26 protein-coding genes are annotated in these 15,103 nt (G+C 67.1%); 1 reads left to right on the top strand and 25 read right to left on the bottom strand.

Translation table 11 applies throughout. From position 1 onward, the window contains the following. The first annotated feature begins 35 nt into the window (after positions 1–35). Entirely contained in the window at positions 36–545 is a 510-nt protein-coding gene (locus HMPREF0975_RS14785) for a tetratricopeptide repeat protein (protein ID WP_083840745.1), read from the top strand. 116 nt (positions 546–661) lie between these two features. Here the strand turns inward: HMPREF0975_RS14785 and rplQ are convergent, their stop codons facing one another. From rplQ to rpsS, 25 genes are all read right to left on the bottom strand, one after another. Continuing rightward, positions 662–1,375, bottom strand: a complete 714-nt coding sequence (gene rplQ / locus HMPREF0975_RS06180; protein ID WP_009233275.1) for a 50S ribosomal protein L17, sunset domain variant — start codon at positions 1,373–1,375, stop codon at positions 662–664. Between the two features lie 30 nt (positions 1,376–1,405). Next, complete coding sequence (locus HMPREF0975_RS06175) at positions 1,406–2,407, bottom strand: DNA-directed RNA polymerase subunit alpha (RefSeq protein ID WP_009233274.1); 1,002 nt, start codon at positions 2,405–2,407, stop codon at positions 1,406–1,408. A 158-nt stretch (positions 2,408–2,565) separates the two neighbouring features. Beyond that, a complete protein-coding gene (gene rpsK / locus HMPREF0975_RS06170; protein ID WP_003781888.1) occupies positions 2,566–2,967 on the bottom strand; it encodes a 30S ribosomal protein S11 in 402 nt (133 codons plus the stop codon). Between the two features lie 62 nt (positions 2,968–3,029). Next, positions 3,030–3,404: a 30S ribosomal protein S13 gene (rpsM, locus tag HMPREF0975_RS06165; RefSeq protein ID WP_009233273.1), complete on the bottom strand. Its 375-nt coding sequence runs from the start codon at positions 3,402–3,404 to the stop codon at positions 3,030–3,032. Positions 3,405–3,568: 164 nt separating this feature from the next. Continuing rightward, entirely contained in the window at positions 3,569–3,682 is a 114-nt protein-coding gene (gene rpmJ / locus HMPREF0975_RS06160; RefSeq protein WP_003781903.1) for a 50S ribosomal protein L36, read from the bottom strand. 33 nt (positions 3,683–3,715) lie between these two features. Further along, on the bottom strand, positions 3,716–3,937 hold the full coding sequence (gene infA / locus HMPREF0975_RS06155; RefSeq protein ID WP_003781847.1) for a translation initiation factor IF-1: 222 nt from the start codon (positions 3,935–3,937) through the stop codon (positions 3,716–3,718). Positions 3,938–4,257: 320 nt separating this feature from the next. Next, complete coding sequence (map, locus tag HMPREF0975_RS06150) at positions 4,258–5,139, bottom strand: type I methionyl aminopeptidase (protein WP_009233272.1); 882 nt, start codon at positions 5,137–5,139, stop codon at positions 4,258–4,260. Positions 5,140–5,258: 119 nt separating this feature from the next. Beyond that, positions 5,259–5,843, bottom strand: coding sequence for an adenylate kinase (locus HMPREF0975_RS06145; RefSeq protein ID WP_009233271.1), 585 nt, complete (start codon positions 5,841–5,843; stop codon positions 5,259–5,261). Then, positions 5,840–7,132 carry a preprotein translocase subunit SecY gene (gene secY, locus HMPREF0975_RS06140; protein ID WP_009233270.1) on the bottom strand — a complete coding sequence of 431 codons (1,293 nt, stop codon included), beginning with the start codon at positions 7,130–7,132 and terminating at the stop codon, positions 5,840–5,842. The genes HMPREF0975_RS06145 and secY overlap by 4 nt, the downstream gene beginning before the upstream one ends. A 415-nt stretch (positions 7,133–7,547) precedes the next feature. Beyond that, positions 7,548–8,024 carry a 50S ribosomal protein L15 gene (rplO, locus tag HMPREF0975_RS06130; RefSeq protein WP_009233268.1) on the bottom strand — a complete coding sequence of 159 codons (477 nt, stop codon included), beginning with the start codon at positions 8,022–8,024 and terminating at the stop codon, positions 7,548–7,550. Position 8,025: 1 nt separating this feature from the next. Then, positions 8,026–8,232, bottom strand: a complete 207-nt coding sequence (gene rpmD, locus HMPREF0975_RS06125; RefSeq protein WP_009233267.1) for a 50S ribosomal protein L30 — start codon at positions 8,230–8,232, stop codon at positions 8,026–8,028. Further along, positions 8,232–8,939, bottom strand: coding sequence for a 30S ribosomal protein S5 (gene rpsE, locus HMPREF0975_RS06120; RefSeq protein WP_003781868.1), 708 nt, complete (start codon positions 8,937–8,939; stop codon positions 8,232–8,234). Before rpsE ends, rpmD begins: the two co-directional genes overlap by 1 nt. 34 nt (positions 8,940–8,973) lie before the next feature. Next, positions 8,974–9,354, bottom strand: coding sequence for a 50S ribosomal protein L18 (gene rplR / locus HMPREF0975_RS06115; protein ID WP_009233266.1), 381 nt, complete (start codon positions 9,352–9,354; stop codon positions 8,974–8,976). Between the two features lie 2 nt (positions 9,355–9,356). Next, positions 9,357–9,896 carry a 50S ribosomal protein L6 gene (gene rplF, locus HMPREF0975_RS06110; RefSeq protein ID WP_009233265.1) on the bottom strand — a complete coding sequence of 180 codons (540 nt, stop codon included), beginning with the start codon at positions 9,894–9,896 and terminating at the stop codon, positions 9,357–9,359. Positions 9,897–9,917: 21 nt separating this feature from the next. Next, positions 9,918–10,316, bottom strand: a complete 399-nt coding sequence (rpsH, locus tag HMPREF0975_RS06105) for a 30S ribosomal protein S8 (protein WP_003789305.1) — start codon at positions 10,314–10,316, stop codon at positions 9,918–9,920. A 58-nt stretch (positions 10,317–10,374) separates the two neighbouring features. Next, on the bottom strand, positions 10,375–10,560 hold the full coding sequence (locus HMPREF0975_RS06100; RefSeq protein WP_003781856.1) for a type Z 30S ribosomal protein S14: 186 nt from the start codon (positions 10,558–10,560) through the stop codon (positions 10,375–10,377). A gap of 1 nt (position 10,561) precedes the next feature. Beyond that, the gene (gene rplE, locus HMPREF0975_RS06095) at positions 10,562–11,119 is read right to left on the bottom strand and encodes a 50S ribosomal protein L5 (RefSeq protein ID WP_009233264.1); all 558 of its coding nucleotides are present in this window, start codon (positions 11,117–11,119) and stop codon (positions 10,562–10,564) included. Positions 11,120–11,121: 2 nt separating this feature from the next. Continuing rightward, on the bottom strand, positions 11,122–11,466 hold the full coding sequence (gene rplX / locus HMPREF0975_RS06090; protein ID WP_009233263.1) for a 50S ribosomal protein L24: 345 nt from the start codon (positions 11,464–11,466) through the stop codon (positions 11,122–11,124). 2 nt (positions 11,467–11,468) lie between these two features. Further along, positions 11,469–11,837: a 50S ribosomal protein L14 gene (gene rplN, locus HMPREF0975_RS06085; RefSeq protein WP_003781898.1), complete on the bottom strand. Its 369-nt coding sequence runs from the start codon at positions 11,835–11,837 to the stop codon at positions 11,469–11,471. A gap of 797 nt (positions 11,838–12,634) precedes the next feature. Beyond that, positions 12,635–12,928 (bottom strand): 30S ribosomal protein S17, encoded by a 294-nt coding sequence (rpsQ, locus tag HMPREF0975_RS06080; protein ID WP_009233262.1) that lies wholly within the window; start codon positions 12,926–12,928, stop codon positions 12,635–12,637. Beyond that, a complete protein-coding gene (gene rpmC, locus HMPREF0975_RS06075; protein WP_009233261.1) occupies positions 12,925–13,170 on the bottom strand; it encodes a 50S ribosomal protein L29 in 246 nt (81 codons plus the stop codon). Before rpmC ends, rpsQ begins: the two co-directional genes overlap by 4 nt. After that, positions 13,170–13,589 (bottom strand): 50S ribosomal protein L16, encoded by a 420-nt coding sequence (gene rplP, locus HMPREF0975_RS06070; protein WP_003781881.1) that lies wholly within the window; start codon positions 13,587–13,589, stop codon positions 13,170–13,172. Before rplP ends, rpmC begins: the two co-directional genes overlap by 1 nt. 3 nt (positions 13,590–13,592) lie before the next feature. Further along, positions 13,593–14,414: a 30S ribosomal protein S3 gene (gene rpsC / locus HMPREF0975_RS06065; protein WP_003789299.1), complete on the bottom strand. Its 822-nt coding sequence runs from the start codon at positions 14,412–14,414 to the stop codon at positions 13,593–13,595. After that, positions 14,414–14,791, bottom strand: coding sequence for a 50S ribosomal protein L22 (rplV, locus tag HMPREF0975_RS06060; RefSeq protein WP_003789298.1), 378 nt, complete (start codon positions 14,789–14,791; stop codon positions 14,414–14,416). The genes rpsC and rplV overlap by 1 nt, the downstream gene beginning before the upstream one ends. Positions 14,792–14,822: 31 nt before the next feature. Beyond that, the gene (gene rpsS, locus HMPREF0975_RS06055; RefSeq protein ID WP_003786073.1) at positions 14,823–15,101 is read right to left on the bottom strand and encodes a 30S ribosomal protein S19; all 279 of its coding nucleotides are present in this window, start codon (positions 15,099–15,101) and stop codon (positions 14,823–14,825) included. Between the last annotated feature and the right edge of the window lie 2 nt (positions 15,102–15,103).

The raw sequence follows: 15,103 nt of genomic DNA, 5'->3' as shown, positions 1-15,103 counted from the left end.
GCCACGATCTCTCAACAACCTCGCCAGCTATCTAGCTGGCAACAGCCAGCTGCACGAGGCTCTCAAGACCGCCCGGGAAGCCACCAATCTCTACCGGACCCTGGCCGAGCACAACCCACGCCGCCTACACCCCCGAGCTCGCCACGTCCCTCAACAACCTCGCCAACAGCCAGGCCGAGAACGGCCAGCAGCACGAGGCTCTCAAGACCGCCCAGGAAGCAGTCACCATCCGCAAAAAACTGGCAGAGCAGAACCCAGCCGCCTACAACCCCGACCTCGCCACGTCCCTCAACAACCTCGCTATCCTCCTGTCAGGAGGTGAACTTTACAAGCAGGCACTGAACTACGCACAGGAAGCCACCACCCTCTTTCGAGGCCTAGCCGGCGAGCAACTCCGCGCCTTCGGTAGCAGGTTCGTTGCCACGCTCAGAACCTACGCAATCATCCTGGATCACTGCGGCGACGCGGCAGAAGCCGCCCGCATCCGCCAGGAGCGCAATGAGACCCTCAAGCGAATGAAGGAGATGGAGACGGGCAACGACTAACTCATCCGGGTCAGCACCGGTCGCCCCTCACGCAAACACAGGGAGGGCCGGTCACCATCAGATGACCGGTCCTCCCCAGAGTGTTAACAGTGTTAACTCAGAGCGTCAGCTCTGGCTCACTTCTCGACCTTCTGAGCGGCAGCGCCGCCGGCGGGGGCGAAGCCCGCGGCCTCGGCGTCCTCGGCGCTGGCGAACCAGACCTCGGCGACCGTGGCATCGTACCAGCGCGAACCGGGAACGTGGTACTTCATGGAGTCCTCGTTGCCCTTGACCAGGTGATCGTCGTCGGGAGCGTCCGTGGAGCTCTCCTCGAGACGAACCGCGCCGGCGTACTCGACCTTCTCAGCCTCGTCCGTCTTCTCCCCGGCCTTCTCACCGTCGGCCTTGGCAGCCTTGTCCTCGTCGGCGACGGCCTTCTGAGCGGCCTTCTTAGCAGTGGTGATCGCGTCGTCCACGATCTCCTTGCGGGCAACCGGCTCCAGCACCAGGGAGATGACCGCCATGGGGGCGTTGTCGCCCTTGCGGGGGGTCGTCTTGATGATGCGGGTGTAGCCGCCCTCGCGGCCCTCGAACTGGGGGGCGAGCTCCTCAAAGAGGCGGTAGACGGCGTACTTGTCCGTCACCTTCTTCAGCACGGTACGGCGGGCGTGCAGGTCGCCGCGCTTGCCCTTGGTGATGAGCTTCTCGACGTAGGGGCGCAGGCGGCGAGCACGCGCCTCCGTGGTCTTGATCGACTCGTGGACGATGAGCTGCGTAGCCAGGTTGGCGAGCAGGTGGCGCTCGTGCTGGGCGCTGCCGCCCAGGCGGGGACCCTTAGTGGGGCGAGGCATGGTTGTCTCCTAGGTGAATAACGAGCCGGCTCAGGCCTGGGTCTCGTCGCTGAAGGTGGGGTTGGCGTAGTCGTCGTCCGAGACGTAGTCAACCGGGGAGCCCTTGAGGGAGAGCCCCAGCTCGGCCAGCTTGTCCTTGATCTCGGAAATGGACTTGGCACCGAAGTTACGGATGTCGAGCAGGTCGGCCTCGCTGCGCGAGACGAGCTCACCGACGGTGTGGATGCCCTCCCGCTTGAGGGCGTTGGAGGAACGGGCCTGCAGGTCGAGCTCGTCGATCATGAGGGCGAGGTCCTGCTGGAAGGCCTCATCGATCGGCGAGGGGCCGACCTCGATGCCCTCGGCCTCGACATTGAGCTCACGAGCCAGGCCGAAGAGCTCCACGAGCGTCTTGCCGGCGGAGGCCAGGGCGTCGCGCGGGGTGATGGAGGCCTTGGTCTCGACGTCGACGATGAGACGGTCGAAGTCGGTGCGCTGCTCAACACGGGTGGCCTCGACGGCGTAGGAGACCTTCTTGACCGGCGAGTAGATCGAGTCCACCGGGATGCGGGAGATCTCCGCGTTGGGGTCCTTGTTCTGGTTGGCGGAGACATAGCCGCGGCCGCGCTCGACCGTCAGCTCGATCTCCAGCTTGCCCTTCTCGTTGAGAGTGGCGATGACCAGCTCGGGGTTGTGGATCTCGACGCCGGCCGGCGGGGTGATGTCACCGGCGGTGACCTCGCTCGGGCCGGACTTTCGCAGGTACATGACGACCGGCTCGTCGTTCTCCGAGGACAGGACGATCTCCTTGATGTTGAGGATGATCTGGGCGACATCCTCCTTGACCCCGGGGATCGTGCGGAACTCATGGGGCACCCCATCGATGCGGACGCTGGTCACGGCCGCCCCCGGGATGGAGGACAGCAGTGTGCGGCGCAGGGAGTTGCCGAGCGTGTAGCCGAAGCCGGGCTCGAGGGGCTCGAGCACGAAGCGCGAGCGGCGGTCCTCGACCACGACCTCCTCGGTGAGCGTGGGTCGCTGTGCAATGAGCACGTGGTTTCCTTTCGTCGCGGCGCCCGCTATATGACGCCGTTCCTCATGGGTGGAGCCGCCGGCCCGCCCGGGCCGGTCCTACTCCGTGCCCCGCCGGTCGGGCGGGACGTGGTGAGACGACGACGCAGCACCGGCTGCGCCGTCGTCCCCGTGAAGCCTCAAACGCGGCGGCGCTTGGGCGGGCGGCAGCCGTTGAAGGCCTGAGGGGTAACGTCGGTGATCGAGCCGACCTCAAGGCCGGCGGCCTGAAGGGAGCGGATCGCGGTCTCGCGGCCAGAGCCGGGGCCCTTGACGAAGACGTCGACCTTCTTCATGCCGTGCTCCTGGGCGCGCCGGGCGGCGGCCTCGGCGGCGAGCTGGGCGGCGTAGGGGGTCGACTTGCGCGAGCCCTTGAAGCCGACCTGGCCGGAGGAGCACCAGGCGATGACGGCGCCCTGCGGGTCCGTCAGGGAGACGATGGTGTTGTTGAAGGTGGACTTGATGTAGGCGTGACCGTGGGTAACGTTCTTGCGGTCCTTGCGGCGCGTCTTGCGCGCGGCAGCGCGGGTCTTGGGAGGCATTCTTCCTTCTTCGTGATGAGGTCGTCACTGCGCCCCGAGGTGGGCGGGGCGCGAGCTGCTGCTTACTTGGCCTTCTTCTTACCGGCCACGGTGCGCTTGGGGCCCTTGCGGGTACGCGCGTTGGTCTTGGTGCGCTGACCGTGCACCGGCAGGTGGCGGCGGTGGCGCAGGCCCTGGTAGCAGCCGATCTCGATCTTGCGGCGGATGTCCGCCTGGACCTCACGACGCAGGTCGCCCTCGACGCGGTAGCTGCCGTCGATGTGGGTGCGGAGCTTGACCAGCTCCTCCTCGGTGAGGTCCTTGACGCGGGTATCGGGGTTGACACCCGTCGCCTTCAGGGTCTCGTCCGCGCGGGTGCGTCCGATCCCGAAGATGTAGGTGAGTGCGACCTCGACTCGCTTCTCGCGAGGCAGGTCGACACCGGAAATGCGTGCCACGGTGTGGTTCTCCTGTGTGCTCCCGGAGGTCGTCACCCACCTCCCCCACCTCGCCTGGTGGCCCCGGCCTCCGAGAACCGGGGGTTGCGGACCCGCCGAACGGGCGCGCTGGGATGGGTGCTGGAAAGGGCCGTCCAGGTCTCTGGGCGGCCCGACGCCGGGACTCAGCCCTGACGCTGCTTGTGCCGCGGGTTCTCGCAGATAACCATGACGCGGCCGTGGCGACGAATCACCTTGCAGCTGTCACAGATCTTCTTGACGCTCGGCTTGACCTTCATGATGTTCCTCCGCCGGCTCTGAGAGCCGACATGTCACTTGTACCGGTAGACGATTCGGCCGCGGGAGAGGTCGTAGGGGCTCAGCTCCACGACCACCCGGTCCTCGGGGAGGATGCGGATGTAGTGCTGCCGCATCTTTCCGGAGATGTGCGCGAGCACGACGTGCCCATTGCTCAGCTCCACCCGGAACATCGCGTTCGGAAGGGCCTCGACGACCGATCCCTCGACCTCGATGACTCCGTCCTTCTTAGCCATGTTCCTCCATCGGTGCTTTCTCGCTCGAGTTCACCCCGACGACGACGTCGCCGGGCAGTCGCGGTCGCCACTGCAGGGGCCCTACCACGGGCGGGCCCAAGTTTCCAGGGCCTCGGATGCGGTATGAGGGCATGCGTCATCGACGGACGCGCGTCCAGCGGATAACTTTACGGCAGACGGCCCGGGCTTCACCATGCCAGATGGCGAGATGACGCGGTGTTTCCCGACACACCGCCGCGGTTGCCGACGTGACCGCAATAGCCCCCGATGACGCGGTAATCCGCCCGACGACGACCGGCGACCGGACGCAGCGCGCCTGGCTAGTTCAGCGGCCTGGGCTCGATACCGTGGGGGGCCAGCCCCTCGGCGCCACCATCGGGCGCGGTGAGGACCCACACGCCGCCGGGCACGATAGCCACGGTGTGCTCCCACTGGGCGGCATGGGAACCGTCCCGGGTGACGACGGTCCAGCCGTCGTCTAGCTCTCGCGTCTCCGGGCTGCCGGCGGTGAGCATGGGCTCGATGGCCAGTACCATGCCGGGGCGCAGCCGCGGCCCGCGCTGCTTGACCGAGTAGTTGAGGACGTCGGGGGGCATGTGCATGCTCGTGCCGATGCCGTGGCCAACGTACTCCTGGAGGATCCCCAGCTCGTGGCCCTCACGCTCGGCCACATCCGCCACCATGGCCTCGACGGCGTCACCGACGGCGTTGAGGCGCAGCTCGCGTCCGCTCCCCTCCCCCGCAGCGGCGCGGGCGACGGCGGCGATGGCCGCCCACAGGGCCCGGCGCGTGGTGGTGTCCACGAGCCGGTCGGTCCCGCTGCGGTAGTGACCGCCGACGACGGTGGTGAAGGCGGCGTCGCCGTGCCACTGGGTGCCATTGTCGTCGAGGATGTAGGCGCCGCAGTCGAAGGTGACGAGATCGCCGTCGTCGAGGACCCGCTCGCCGGGGATGCCGTGGACAACCTCGTCGTTGACGGAGATGCACACGGTGGCCGGGTAGCCGTGGTAGCCCAGGAAGTTCGAATGAGCGCCGGCGGCCTCGATGACGCCGGCCGAGACGGCATCGAGCTCGGCGGTCGTGATCCCGGCGCGCACCGCCTCGCGCAGGGCTGTGTGGATGTCGGCGACGACGAGCCCGGCCCGGCGCATGAGACGGATCTGCTGGGGGGTCTTGATCTGGATCTGCTCGCGTGAGAGCACGCTGCCTCCTGTGGTGGCGGGAAGGGACTGCCGGGGCGCTCCGGAGTCGCCGGAACGGGCCGGGACATGCGCGAGCGGGCCGTCCGCGTGAGCGGACGGCCCGCCGGAGAGGCCGGGCTTCAGACCGTGACGCCGCGGGCGGCGAGGGCCTCCATGATGCGGCCGGTGACGGTGTCGATCTCGCCCATGCCGTCGACCTGGACGAGCAGGCCGCGCTCGGCGTAGATGCCCGCCAGCGGCGCGGTGGACTCGGCGTATACCTCGAGGCGGCGGCGGATGACGGGCTCGGTGTCGTCGGCGCGTCCCTGCTCGCCGGCCCGTTTGAGCAGGCGGGCGACGACGGCCTCAGCGTCGGCGGTGATCTCCACGACGACGTCGAGAGCGAGGCCCGAGTCCTTCAGCATGGAGTCGAGCTCGCCGACCTGGGCAGTGGTGCGTGGGTAGCCGTCCAACAGGAAGCCGCCCTCGCAGTCAGCCTGCGCGATGCGGTCGGCGACCATGGCGTTGGTGATGGAGTCGGGCACGTACTCGCCCTTGTCCATGTAGGCCTTAGCCCGAGTGCCGAGCTCGGTAGCGCCGGCGACGTTGGCGCGGAAGATGTCTCCGGTGGAGATGGCCGGGATGCCCAGGCGCTCGGCGATCCGGGCGGCCTGGGTGCCCTTGCCCGCTCCGGGGGGACCGAGAAGAACCATGCGTGCGCTCATGACAAGAACCCTTCATAGTGACGCTGCTGCAGCTGGGAGTTGACTTCCTTAACCGTCTGGAGGCCCACACCCACCATAATGAGGATAGTGGTTCCACCGAAGGGCAGGTGCTGGGACAGGTCCAGCCAGATCACGGCAAGCGTCGGGATGAGGGCGAGGACCACCAGGTAGATGGAGCCCGCCGTCGTGATGCGGTTGATGACGTAGGACAGGTAACGCACGGTGGGCTCGCCGGCGCGAATGCCGGGGATGAAGCCGCCGTAGCGCTTCATGTTGTCCGCGATCTCCTCGGCGTCGAAGGTGATGGCCGTGTAGAAGAAGGCGAAGAAAAGGATGAGGAAGCCGTAGGCGGTCAGGTAGACCGGGTGGGTCTGCTGCAGGTGCGTCATGATCCACTGCACCCACTTGCTCCTTTGATCGCCGAAGCCGGCGATGAGCTGGGGCATGGCCAGGATCGAGGAGGCGAAGATGACGGGGATGACGCCTGCGGTGTTGATTTTGACCGGGATATAGGTGGTCGAACCGCCGTACTGGCGGCGCCCGATCATCCGCTTGGCGTACTGCACGGGGATGCGTCGCTGGGCCTGCTCGATGTACACGACGGCGAGGGTGGCGACCAGAACGACGCCCACGACGATGAGGAACTTGGCCGTACCCCCGTTGCCGCCGGCGATGGAGAACATGTTGGAGGGGAACTGAGCCACGATGGAGGTGAAGATCAGCAGGGACATGCCGTTGCCGATGCCGCGCTCGGTGATGAGCTCGCCCAGCCACATAATGAGGCCGGTGCCGGCGGTCATGGTGATGATCATGAGCAGCATGGTGATGACCGAGCCGCCGGGGATGATCTCAGCGGTGCAGCCCGGGAAGAGGCGGCCGCTGGAGGCGGTGGCCACGATGGTGCTCGACTGGAGCAGCCCCAGTCCGATGGTGAGGTAGCGGGTGTACTCGGTGAGCTTGGCGGTGCCCGCCTGGCCCTCCTTGTGGAGCTCCTCGAAGCGGGGGATGACCACCCGCAGAAGCTGGATGATGATGGAGGCGGTGATGTAGGGCATGATGCCCAGCGCGAAGACGCTCAGCTGGAGCAGCGCACCACCGGAGAAGACGTTGACGAGGCTGAGCAAGCCCTGATCCTGGGTCTGACCGATACATGTCTTGACGTTGGCCAGGTTGACACCGGGCGCCGGCAGGATCGACCCGAGCCGGAACAGGGCCATGATGCCAAGGGTGAAGAGCAGCTTCGCCCTGAGGTCTGGCGTTCTGAACGCCTGGGTGAACGCGCTGAGCACTCGATCTCCTGTGGACTCGGGGTTGGGTTTCGCCCTGCAGGCAGCAAGGCCGAGCGCAGGGGAGCTGCGCCCGCCCCAGACTACCCCGCCGATGCCCCGGCCTGGGCGCTGAGACAGCCCCGCAACGCCGATGGGGTGCGGGTTTTGTCACGTCCCTCCCCTGTTCTGCACCATCGGGTGATCCAGCGCACCCCACTGCGAGCCCCTTAGGGCATCTGCCGGTTCCCGCAGACCGCCGCAGACCACCGCAATCTGCTTCCGGCCACCATTTAGCCGCTCATGCCGCTCGACGTCGGAGCGCGAAAGACCCCGGCGGCCCAGGTTTCCCTGGGCCGCCGGGGTCAACAGCGTATCGCTGCTCGTCATCGCCGTTCCTCAGCGGGGGTCATTGCACCGCCGAGGTACGTCCGGACATTCAGCGCGCGGTGATGGTGCCGCCGGCGGCCTCGATCTTCTCCTTGGCGGAGCCGGACCAGGCGTCGACCGTGAGCGTCAGGGCCACGGTGACGTCACCGCCGCCGAGGACCTTGACGAGCTGGTTCTTGCGAACCGCGCCCTTGGCGACGAGGTCCTCCACGGTCACCGTGCCGCCCTCGGGGAACAGCTCGGCGATGCGGCCGACGTTCACCGGCTGGTACTCGACCCGGTTGGGGTTGCGGAAGCCGCGCAGCTTGGGAAGACGCATGTGCAGCGGCATCTGGCCACCCTCGAAACCGGGACGGACCTGGTAGCGGGCCTTGGTTCCCTTGGTACCACGGCCGGCGGTCTTACCCTTGGACGCCTCACCACGACCCACGCGGGTCTTGGCCTTCTTGGCGCCGGGGGCGGGACGCAGGTGGTGCAGCTTGACGACGCGCACCTTCTCCTCCTGCGTGTTCTCGGTGTCAGCCATCTCAGACCTCCTCAACGGCGACCAGGTGGTGCACCGTGGCAATCAGACCGCGCACGCTGGGGGTGTCCTCGCGCACGACGGACTGGCGGATCTTGCGCAGGCCAAGGGTCTTGAGGGATTCGCGCTGGCGGCGGGTGCCCCCGATGCCGGAACGAATCTGAGTGACCTTGAGCTGCTTGGTCATCTGCTTCGATGCGGACTCAGCCATCACGCACCCACTCCTTCAGCGGCCTTCTCGGCCTCCTGCTTCTCGGCCTGAGCGCGCTTGTCGGCCTCGCCCTCGGCGCGGGCCCGCAGCATGGACTGCGGGGCGACGTCCTCCAGGGGCAGGCCGCGGCGGGCCGCGACGGCCTCGGGCTGCTCGAGCTGCTTGAGGGCGTCCACCGTGGCGTGCACGATGTTGATCGCGTTGGAGGAGCCCAGCGACTTGGACAGGATGTCGTGGACACCGGCGCAGTCCAGCACGGCGCGCACCGGGCCGCCGGCGATAACACCGGTACCGGGGGACGCCGGGCGCAGAAGGACGACTCCGGCGGAGTCCTCGCCCTGAACCAGGTGCGGGATGGTGCGGCGGATCATCGGGACGTGGAAGAAGTTCTTCTTCGCGATCTCGACGGCCTTGGCGATGGCGGCGGGGACTTCCTTCGCCTTGCCGTAGCCCACGCCGACGGTGCCCTCGCCGTCACCGACGACCACGAGGGCCGTGAAAGTGAAGCGGCGGCCGCCCTTGACGACCTTGGACACGCGGTTGATGGTGACGACGCGCTCGATGTACTTGTCGTCGTTGCCGCGACCACGGTCGCGGCGGTCGTTGTTGCGGTCGCGGCGGCCGCGGCCCTCGCCCCGGCGCTCGTCGTTCTCGCGCTGGGCCGAGCCGTCGGACGACGCGGACCTGTCTCGCTGCGGTGCAGCCATCAGATGTTCCTCTGCTTTCTCGTCGTCTTAGTGCTCACAGCTTCAGGCCGCCCTCACGGGCGCCCTCGGCGACGGCCGCGACACGGCCGTGGTACTTGTTGCCGCCGCGGTCGAACACGACTGCCTCGATGCCCAGCGCCTTGGCGCGCTCGGCGATGAGCTCGCCGACCTTGCGGGCGGCGCCCACCTTGTGGCCCTCGACGCCCTTGGCGGCCTCCTCCAGAGTAGAGGCGGCGCACAGGGTGTGGCCGATGGTGTCGTCCACGACCTGAGCCACCATGTGACGGTTTGACCGGGTGACCACCAGGCGGGGGCGCTCGGGCGTACCGGAGATGTGCTTGCGCACGCGCTGGTGGCGGATCTTGCGGGCGATGGCGCGTGAATTGCCCTTGCCCCTCTTGATCGAGTAAGCCATGGTCACTTACCAGCCTTTCCGACCTTGCGGCGCACGTTCTCGCCGGCGTAGCGCACGCCCTTGCCCTTGTAGGGCTCCGGCGGACGGATCTTGCGGATGTTCGCCGCGACCTCGCCGACCTGCTCCTTGGAGATACCGGAGACGGTGATCTTCAAGTTGCCGTCGACCGTGAAGGTGATGCCCTCGGGGGGCTCGACGGTCACGGTGTGGGAGAAGCCGAGGGAGAGCTCGATGCCCTGGCCCTTTGCGGCGACGCGGTAACCGGTGCCGACGATCTCGAGCTTCTTGGAGTAGCCCTCGGTGACGCCGATCACCATATTGTTGATGAGGGTGCGCGACAGTCCGTGCAGCGAGCGCGAGCGGCGCTCGTCGTCGGGACGCGTGACCAGGATGGAGCCGTCCTCCTGGCGGGTGACGCTCAGGGGCTCGCTGATCGTGCGGGACAGGGTGCCCTTGGGGCCCTTGACCGTCACGTCCTGGCCGTCGATGGTGACGTCCACTCCGGCAGGGACCGGAACGGGGAGCCGTCCAATACGAGACATGGTTTTCCTCCGTTCCTTCTCTTACCAGACGTAGGCGAGGACTTCGCCGCCCACGCCGCGCGACTCGGCCTGCTTGTCGGTCAGGAGGCCGGAGGAGGTGGACAGGATCGCCACTCCCAGGCCGCCGAGGACCTTGGGCAGGTTGGTGGACTTGGCGTAGACGCGCAGGCCGGGCTTGGAGATCCGGCGCAGGCCCTGAATGGCCCGCTGGCGGTTGGCTCCGTACTTGAGGCTCAGCGTGAGCGTCTTGCCGACCTCGGCGTCCGTGACCTCGTAGCCGGCGATGTAGCCCTCGGCCTTGAGCATCTCAGCGATGTTCACCTTGAGCTTGCTCGACGGCATCGACACGGTGTCGTGGTAGGCGCTGTTTGCGTTGCGCAGACGGGTCAGCATGTCTGCGATGGGGTCTGTCATTGTCATGAGTGGGCCTTGGCCCTTCCTCGTCGTGGTTTCCTTACCGGACCTGCGACGTAAGTTCTTACCAGCTGGACTTGCTCACGCCCGGGAGCTCGCCACGAAGGGCCATCTCGCGCAGGCAGATACGGCACAGGCCGAACTTGCGGTACACCGAGTGCGGGCGGCCGCAGCGCTGGCAGCGCGTGTAGGCACGGACACCGAACTTGGGCTTGCGGTTCGCCTTCTCAATCAGAGCGGTCTTCGCCATGTCACTTCTCCTTGAAGGGGAAGCCGAGCTGCTTGAGCAGCGAGCGGGCCTCCTCATCGGTCTTGGCCGTGGTCACCACGGTGATGTCCATGCCGCGGACGCGGTCGATCTGGTCCTGGTCGATTTCGTGGAAGACGGCCTGCTCAGTCAGCCCGAAGGTGTAGTTACCGTTCCCGTCGAACTGCTTGGGGCTCAGACCGCGGAAGTCGCGGATGCGGGGCAGGGAGATGGACACCAGGCGGTCCAGGAACTCCCACATGCGGTCGCCGCGCAGCGTCGAGTGCGCGCCGATCGGCATGCCCTCACGCAGCTTGAACTGCGCGATGGACTTGCGGGCCCGGGTGACCTGGGGCTTCTGACCCGTGATGGCAGCGAGGTCGCGCACGGCGCCCTCGATCATCTTGGAGTCGTGGGCGGCCTCGCCCACACCCATGTTGACGACGACCTTGACGACGCGCCCGACCTCCATCACGTTCTCGTGGTGGAACTCCTTGAGCAGGGCGGGGCGCACCTCCTCGGTGTACTTCGTCTTGAGACGGGGGGTGATCTTATCGGCCATGGTCACAGGTCCTCCCCGCTCTTCTTGGCGTAGCGCACGCGGACGGTGCGCTTGCGGCCGTCGGGACGCACGCCCTCCTCGACACGGAAGCCCACGCGGGTGCGCTTCTTGGTCTTGGGGTCGACGGGCATGACGTTGGAGGCGTGGATCGGCGCCTCAACGGTCTCGATACCGCCGGTGCGGGCTCCCTGCTGGGACTGCCCCACCTTGGTGTGCTTGGTAACGCGCTGGACGCCCTCGACGATGACGCGGTCAGCGTCCTTGAGGACTTCCAGGACGCGGCCGGTCTTGCCCTTGTCCTTACCGGCGATGACGATGACCTGGTCGCCCTTCTTGATGCGTGCCATGTTCAGATCACCTCCGGGGCGAGCGAGACGATGCGCATGAACTTCTTCTCGCGAAGCTCACGGCCGACGGGGCCGAAGATGCGCGTACCGCGCGGCTCCCCATCGTTCTTGAGGATGACGGCGGCGTTCTCGTCGAAGCGGATGTACGAGCCGTCAGGACGACGACGCTCCTTGCGGGCGCGCACGACGACGGCCTTGACGACCTCGCCCTTCTTCACGTTGCCGCCGGGAATGGCGTCCTTGACGGTGGCGACGATGGTGTCGCCGATACCCGCATAGCGCCGACCCGATCCACCGAGAACACGGATGCAAAGGATCTCCTTGGCACCGGTGTTGTCGGCGACCTTCAGTCGCGACTCCTGCTGGATCATTGAGTGTTCTCCTGTCGTCGAGCCGGTTCTCAGGAAGCTCCCGAGCCTGGCCGAACGTTCTTCTGGTCTTGCACACGTCTCCCCCGGCCGCAGGCCGCACGAGGCCAACCCAGGGATAGGGGATGTCCGCGGTACGCTCTCCCGGCAGACACAGGCGCAGACTGCACGAGGTCTCTGCCGGGCGCACCGAGGGCGCGCACAACTCCATTAGCCTAGTCCAGCCGCCGCATCGAGCGGTACCTGAGACCGACACCCCGCCCTGTGCCTTTGCTCACCGGCTTTTCCCGGCCTTCCGGCATTGATGCCCCGGGCCGGCCCTGACCGGCAACTTACCTTTCCACCGAGGACTGCGCTTTCCTGCAGACAACTGGGGTACCAGCACCATCGTTTGCGGGAGAAGTACGTTCTGGCCGGAGAACGCAGTTCCCGATCCACCTGACTAGCAGCCTTGCACCACGGCCGGGACCAGCCAGGAGCGGCACGCTCCAGGTCCGGTTCCCGAAGATGGCGGCCGACGGCGTCGCAGACCCAGCGACTTCCAAGCAGAGCAACGCTGCAGAGCGCTCCCAGCCGAGGCTGAGCGCGACTGCACGGGGGTGTTCGCGTCCCGAGTCGCTCGCGCCCACCCCGCCTACTGAAGCGATCCCTCCAAGGTACGTGCCCAGAGCCCCTCCTACGAACAGGAGGGAAGACGCTAGGCACACACGGCAACAACGCCGACGCCGCAGCCTCCCGGGTGGGATGCTGCGGCGTCGGGAGCCGTCCCGATGTCGTCGAGAGCGGCGTTCAGCCGAGGGTCACTTGGCGCGCTCGAGGATCTCCAGGAGGCGGAAGTGCTTGGTGGCGCTCAGCGGACGGGTCTCCATGATGGAGACGAGGTCGCCGACGCCGGCCTCGTTGTGCTCGTCGTGGACCTTGACCTTCTTGGAACGACGGAGGACCTTGCCGTACAGGGAGTGCTTGTAGCGCTCCTCAACGAGGACGACAACCGTCTTGTCCATCTTGTCGGAGACGACGTAGCCGCGACGCACCTTGCGCTGGGGGCGCTCGGTGGCCTGCTCGACGTTCTCGGTACTGGTCTGCTCGCTCACTTGGACTCCTCCGTGCTCGGGGCGGTGCGGATACCGAGCTCACGCTCGCGCACGATCGTGTAGATACGGGCGATGTCGCGACGCACAGCCTTGAGACGTCCGTGGTCCTCGAGCTGGCCGGTCGCCGAGGCGAACCGGAGGTTGAACAGCTCGGCCTTGGCCTTGGAGAGCTCCTCGGCGAGGCGCTCGTTGTCCATGCCGTCGAGGTCGGCGGGGGTCAGGCCCTTGGAACCGATTGCCATCAGACGTCACCACCCTCACGAGTCACGAAACGGGTCTTCATCGGAAGCTTGTGCTGTGCGCGGCGCATGGCCTCGCGGGCGAGGGCCTCGTCGACGCCGCCGAGCTCGAACAGGATGCGTCCGGGCTTGACGTTGGCGATCCACCACTCGGGTGCACCCTTACCGGAACCCATACGGGTCTCGGCGGGCTTCTTGGTCAGGGGGCGGTCCGGGAAGATGTTGATCCACACCTTGCCGCCACGCTTGATGTGGCGGGTCATGGCGATACGGGCCGCCTCGATCTGGCGGTTGGTGATGTAGGCGGGCTCGAGAGCCTGGATGCCGTACTCACCGAAGGCGATCTGGTTGCCGCCCTTGGAAAGGCCCGTGCGGTGCGGGCGGTGCTGCTTGCGGAACTTGGTCCGGCGGGGGATGAGCACGGCTCAGGCCTCCGTTCCCTGGTCTGCGGCAGCGGTCTCGGCGGCCGGCGTCTGCTCGGCTGCCTGCTGCTGCTCGGTGTTCTGACGCGAACCGCGCTCACCGCGGTCGCCACGACGGCCGCCGCGGCGCTCGCCCCGGCCCCGGCCACGGGAGCCGGACTCGGCCTGCTGGCGGGCAAACTCGCGCTCGGTGATGTCGCCCTTGTAGATCCACACCTTGACGCCGAGGCGGCCGAAGGTGGTCTTGGCCTCGTAGAAGCCGTAGTCGATGTTCGCGCGCAGGGTGTGCAGCGGCACGCGCCCCTCGCGGTAGAACTCGCTGCGGCTCATCTCGGCGCCGCCCAGGCGGCCGGAGCACTGGACCCGGATGCCCTTGGCGCCGGCGCGCATCGCGGACTGCATGCCCTTGCGCATCGCGCGGCGGAAGGACACACGCGAGGCGAGCTGCTCGGCGATGCCCTGGGCGACCAGCTGGGCGTCCAGGTCGGGGCTCTTGACCTCGAGGATGTTGAGCTGGACCTGCTTGCCGGTCAGCTTCTCGAGCTGACCGCGCAGGCGCTCGGCCTCGGCTCCGCGGCGACCGATGACGATACCGGGGCGGGCGGTGTGCAGGTCGACGCGCACGCGGTCACGGGTGCGCTCGATGTCGACCTTGGAGATACCGGCCCGCTCCATGCCGTCCTCCATGAGGCGGCGGATCTTGACATCCTCCTCCACGAAGTCGCGGTAACGCTGACCGGGCTTGGTGGAGTCGGCGAACCAGCGCGAGCGGTGGTCCGTGGTGATGCCCAGGCGGAACCCGGTCGGGTTGACCTTCTGCCCCATTACCGGGCTCCTTCCTTCGTTGCGGCGTCGGACTTGTCCCCGACGATGACGGTGATGTGGCTGGTGCGCTTGAGGATCCTGCTGGCCCGGCCCTGTGCCCGGGGACGGAACCGCTTAAGGGTGGGACCCTCGTCGGCGAACGCCTCGATGATGAACAGGTCGTTCTCATCGAAACGCTCACCGTCACGCTCAGCCTTGAACCGGGCATTGGCGATTGCGGACTCGAGGACCTTGCGCACCGGCACCGCAGCGGCCTGCGGGGCGAAACGGAGCACGTTGACGGCCTCGACGGCGCGCTTGCCGCGGACGACGTCCACGACCCGGCGCGCCTTCATCGGCGTGCAGCGCACGTACTTGGCCTGCGCCTTGGCTTCCATGTTCTCTGCCTCTCAAACTTTCCGACGTCCGTCAGCGACGCGACTTGCGGTCGTCCTTGACGTGCCCGCGGAAGGTGCGGGTCGGAGCGAACTCACCGAGCTTGTGGCCCACCATGGACTCGGTAACGAAGACCGGCACGTGCTTGCGACCGTCGTGGACGGCGAAGGTGTGCCCCAGGAAGTCCGGCGTGATGACCGAACGGCGGGACCAGGTCTTAATGACGTTCTTGGTGCCCTTCTCGTTCTGAGCGTCCACCTTCTTGAGGAGGTGGTCGTCGACGAAGGGACCCTTCTTCAGACTACGCGGCATGA

It is taken from the genome of Actinomyces sp. oral taxon 849 str. F0330 (genome assembly GCF_000239715.1).
GTDB lineage: Bacteria > Actinomycetota > Actinomycetes > Actinomycetales > Actinomycetaceae > Actinomyces > Actinomyces johnsonii.
Note: the sequence above shows the minus strand (reverse complement) of the source record. Positions and strands in the feature narration are given on the sequence as shown.

Excerpts from the sequence above, each read along its gene's own strand:
- rplV (WP_003789298.1), bottom strand. The coding sequence starts at position 14,791 with ATGGAAGCCAAGGCGCAGGCCAAGTACGTGCGCTGCACGCCGATGAAG.
- rpmC (WP_009233261.1), bottom strand. The coding sequence starts at position 13,170 with ATGGCAATCGGTTCCAAGGGCCTGACCCCCGCCGACCTCGACGGCATG.
- rpsH (WP_003789305.1), bottom strand. The coding sequence starts at position 10,316 with ATGACAATGACAGACCCCATCGCAGACATGCTGACCCGTCTGCGCAAC.
- rpsK (WP_003781888.1), bottom strand. The coding sequence starts at position 2,967 with ATGCCTCCCAAGACCCGCGCTGCCGCGCGCAAGACGCGCCGCAAGGAC.
- rpmJ (WP_003781903.1), bottom strand. The coding sequence starts at position 3,682 with ATGAAGGTCAAGCCGAGCGTCAAGAAGATCTGTGACAGCTGCAAGGTG.
- rpsE (WP_003781868.1), bottom strand. The coding sequence starts at position 8,939 with ATGGCTGCACCGCAGCGAGACAGGTCCGCGTCGTCCGACGGCTCGGCC.
- HMPREF0975_RS06145 (WP_009233271.1), bottom strand. The coding sequence starts at position 5,843 with ATGAGCGCACGCATGGTTCTTCTCGGTCCCCCCGGAGCGGGCAAGGGC.
- HMPREF0975_RS06100 (WP_003781856.1), bottom strand. The coding sequence starts at position 10,560 with ATGGCGAAGACCGCTCTGATTGAGAAGGCGAACCGCAAGCCCAAGTTC.
- rplR (WP_009233266.1), bottom strand. The coding sequence starts at position 9,354 with ATGGCTTACTCGATCAAGAGGGGCAAGGGCAATTCACGCGCCATCGCC.
- rplF (WP_009233265.1), bottom strand. The coding sequence starts at position 9,896 with ATGTCTCGTATTGGACGGCTCCCCGTTCCGGTCCCTGCCGGAGTGGAC.
- rplE (WP_009233264.1), bottom strand. The coding sequence starts at position 11,119 with ATGGCCGATAAGATCACCCCCCGTCTCAAGACGAAGTACACCGAGGAG.
- rplX (WP_009233263.1), bottom strand. The coding sequence starts at position 11,466 with ATGGCACGCATCAAGAAGGGCGACCAGGTCATCGTCATCGCCGGTAAG.
- rplO (WP_009233268.1), bottom strand. The coding sequence starts at position 8,024 with ATGGCTGACACCGAGAACACGCAGGAGGAGAAGGTGCGCGTCGTCAAG.
- rplQ (WP_009233275.1), bottom strand. The coding sequence starts at position 1,375 with ATGCCTCGCCCCACTAAGGGTCCCCGCCTGGGCGGCAGCGCCCAGCAC.
- infA (WP_003781847.1), bottom strand. The coding sequence starts at position 3,937 with ATGGCTAAGAAGGACGGAGTCATCGAGGTCGAGGGATCGGTCGTCGAG.
- rplN (WP_003781898.1), bottom strand. The coding sequence starts at position 11,837 with ATGATCCAGCAGGAGTCGCGACTGAAGGTCGCCGACAACACCGGTGCC.
- rpsS (WP_003786073.1), bottom strand. The coding sequence starts at position 15,101 with ATGCCGCGTAGTCTGAAGAAGGGTCCCTTCGTCGACGACCACCTCCTC.
- rpmD (WP_009233267.1), bottom strand. The coding sequence starts at position 8,232 with ATGGCTGAGTCCGCATCGAAGCAGATGACCAAGCAGCTCAAGGTCACT.
- rpsC (WP_003789299.1), bottom strand. The coding sequence starts at position 14,414 with ATGGGGCAGAAGGTCAACCCGACCGGGTTCCGCCTGGGCATCACCACG.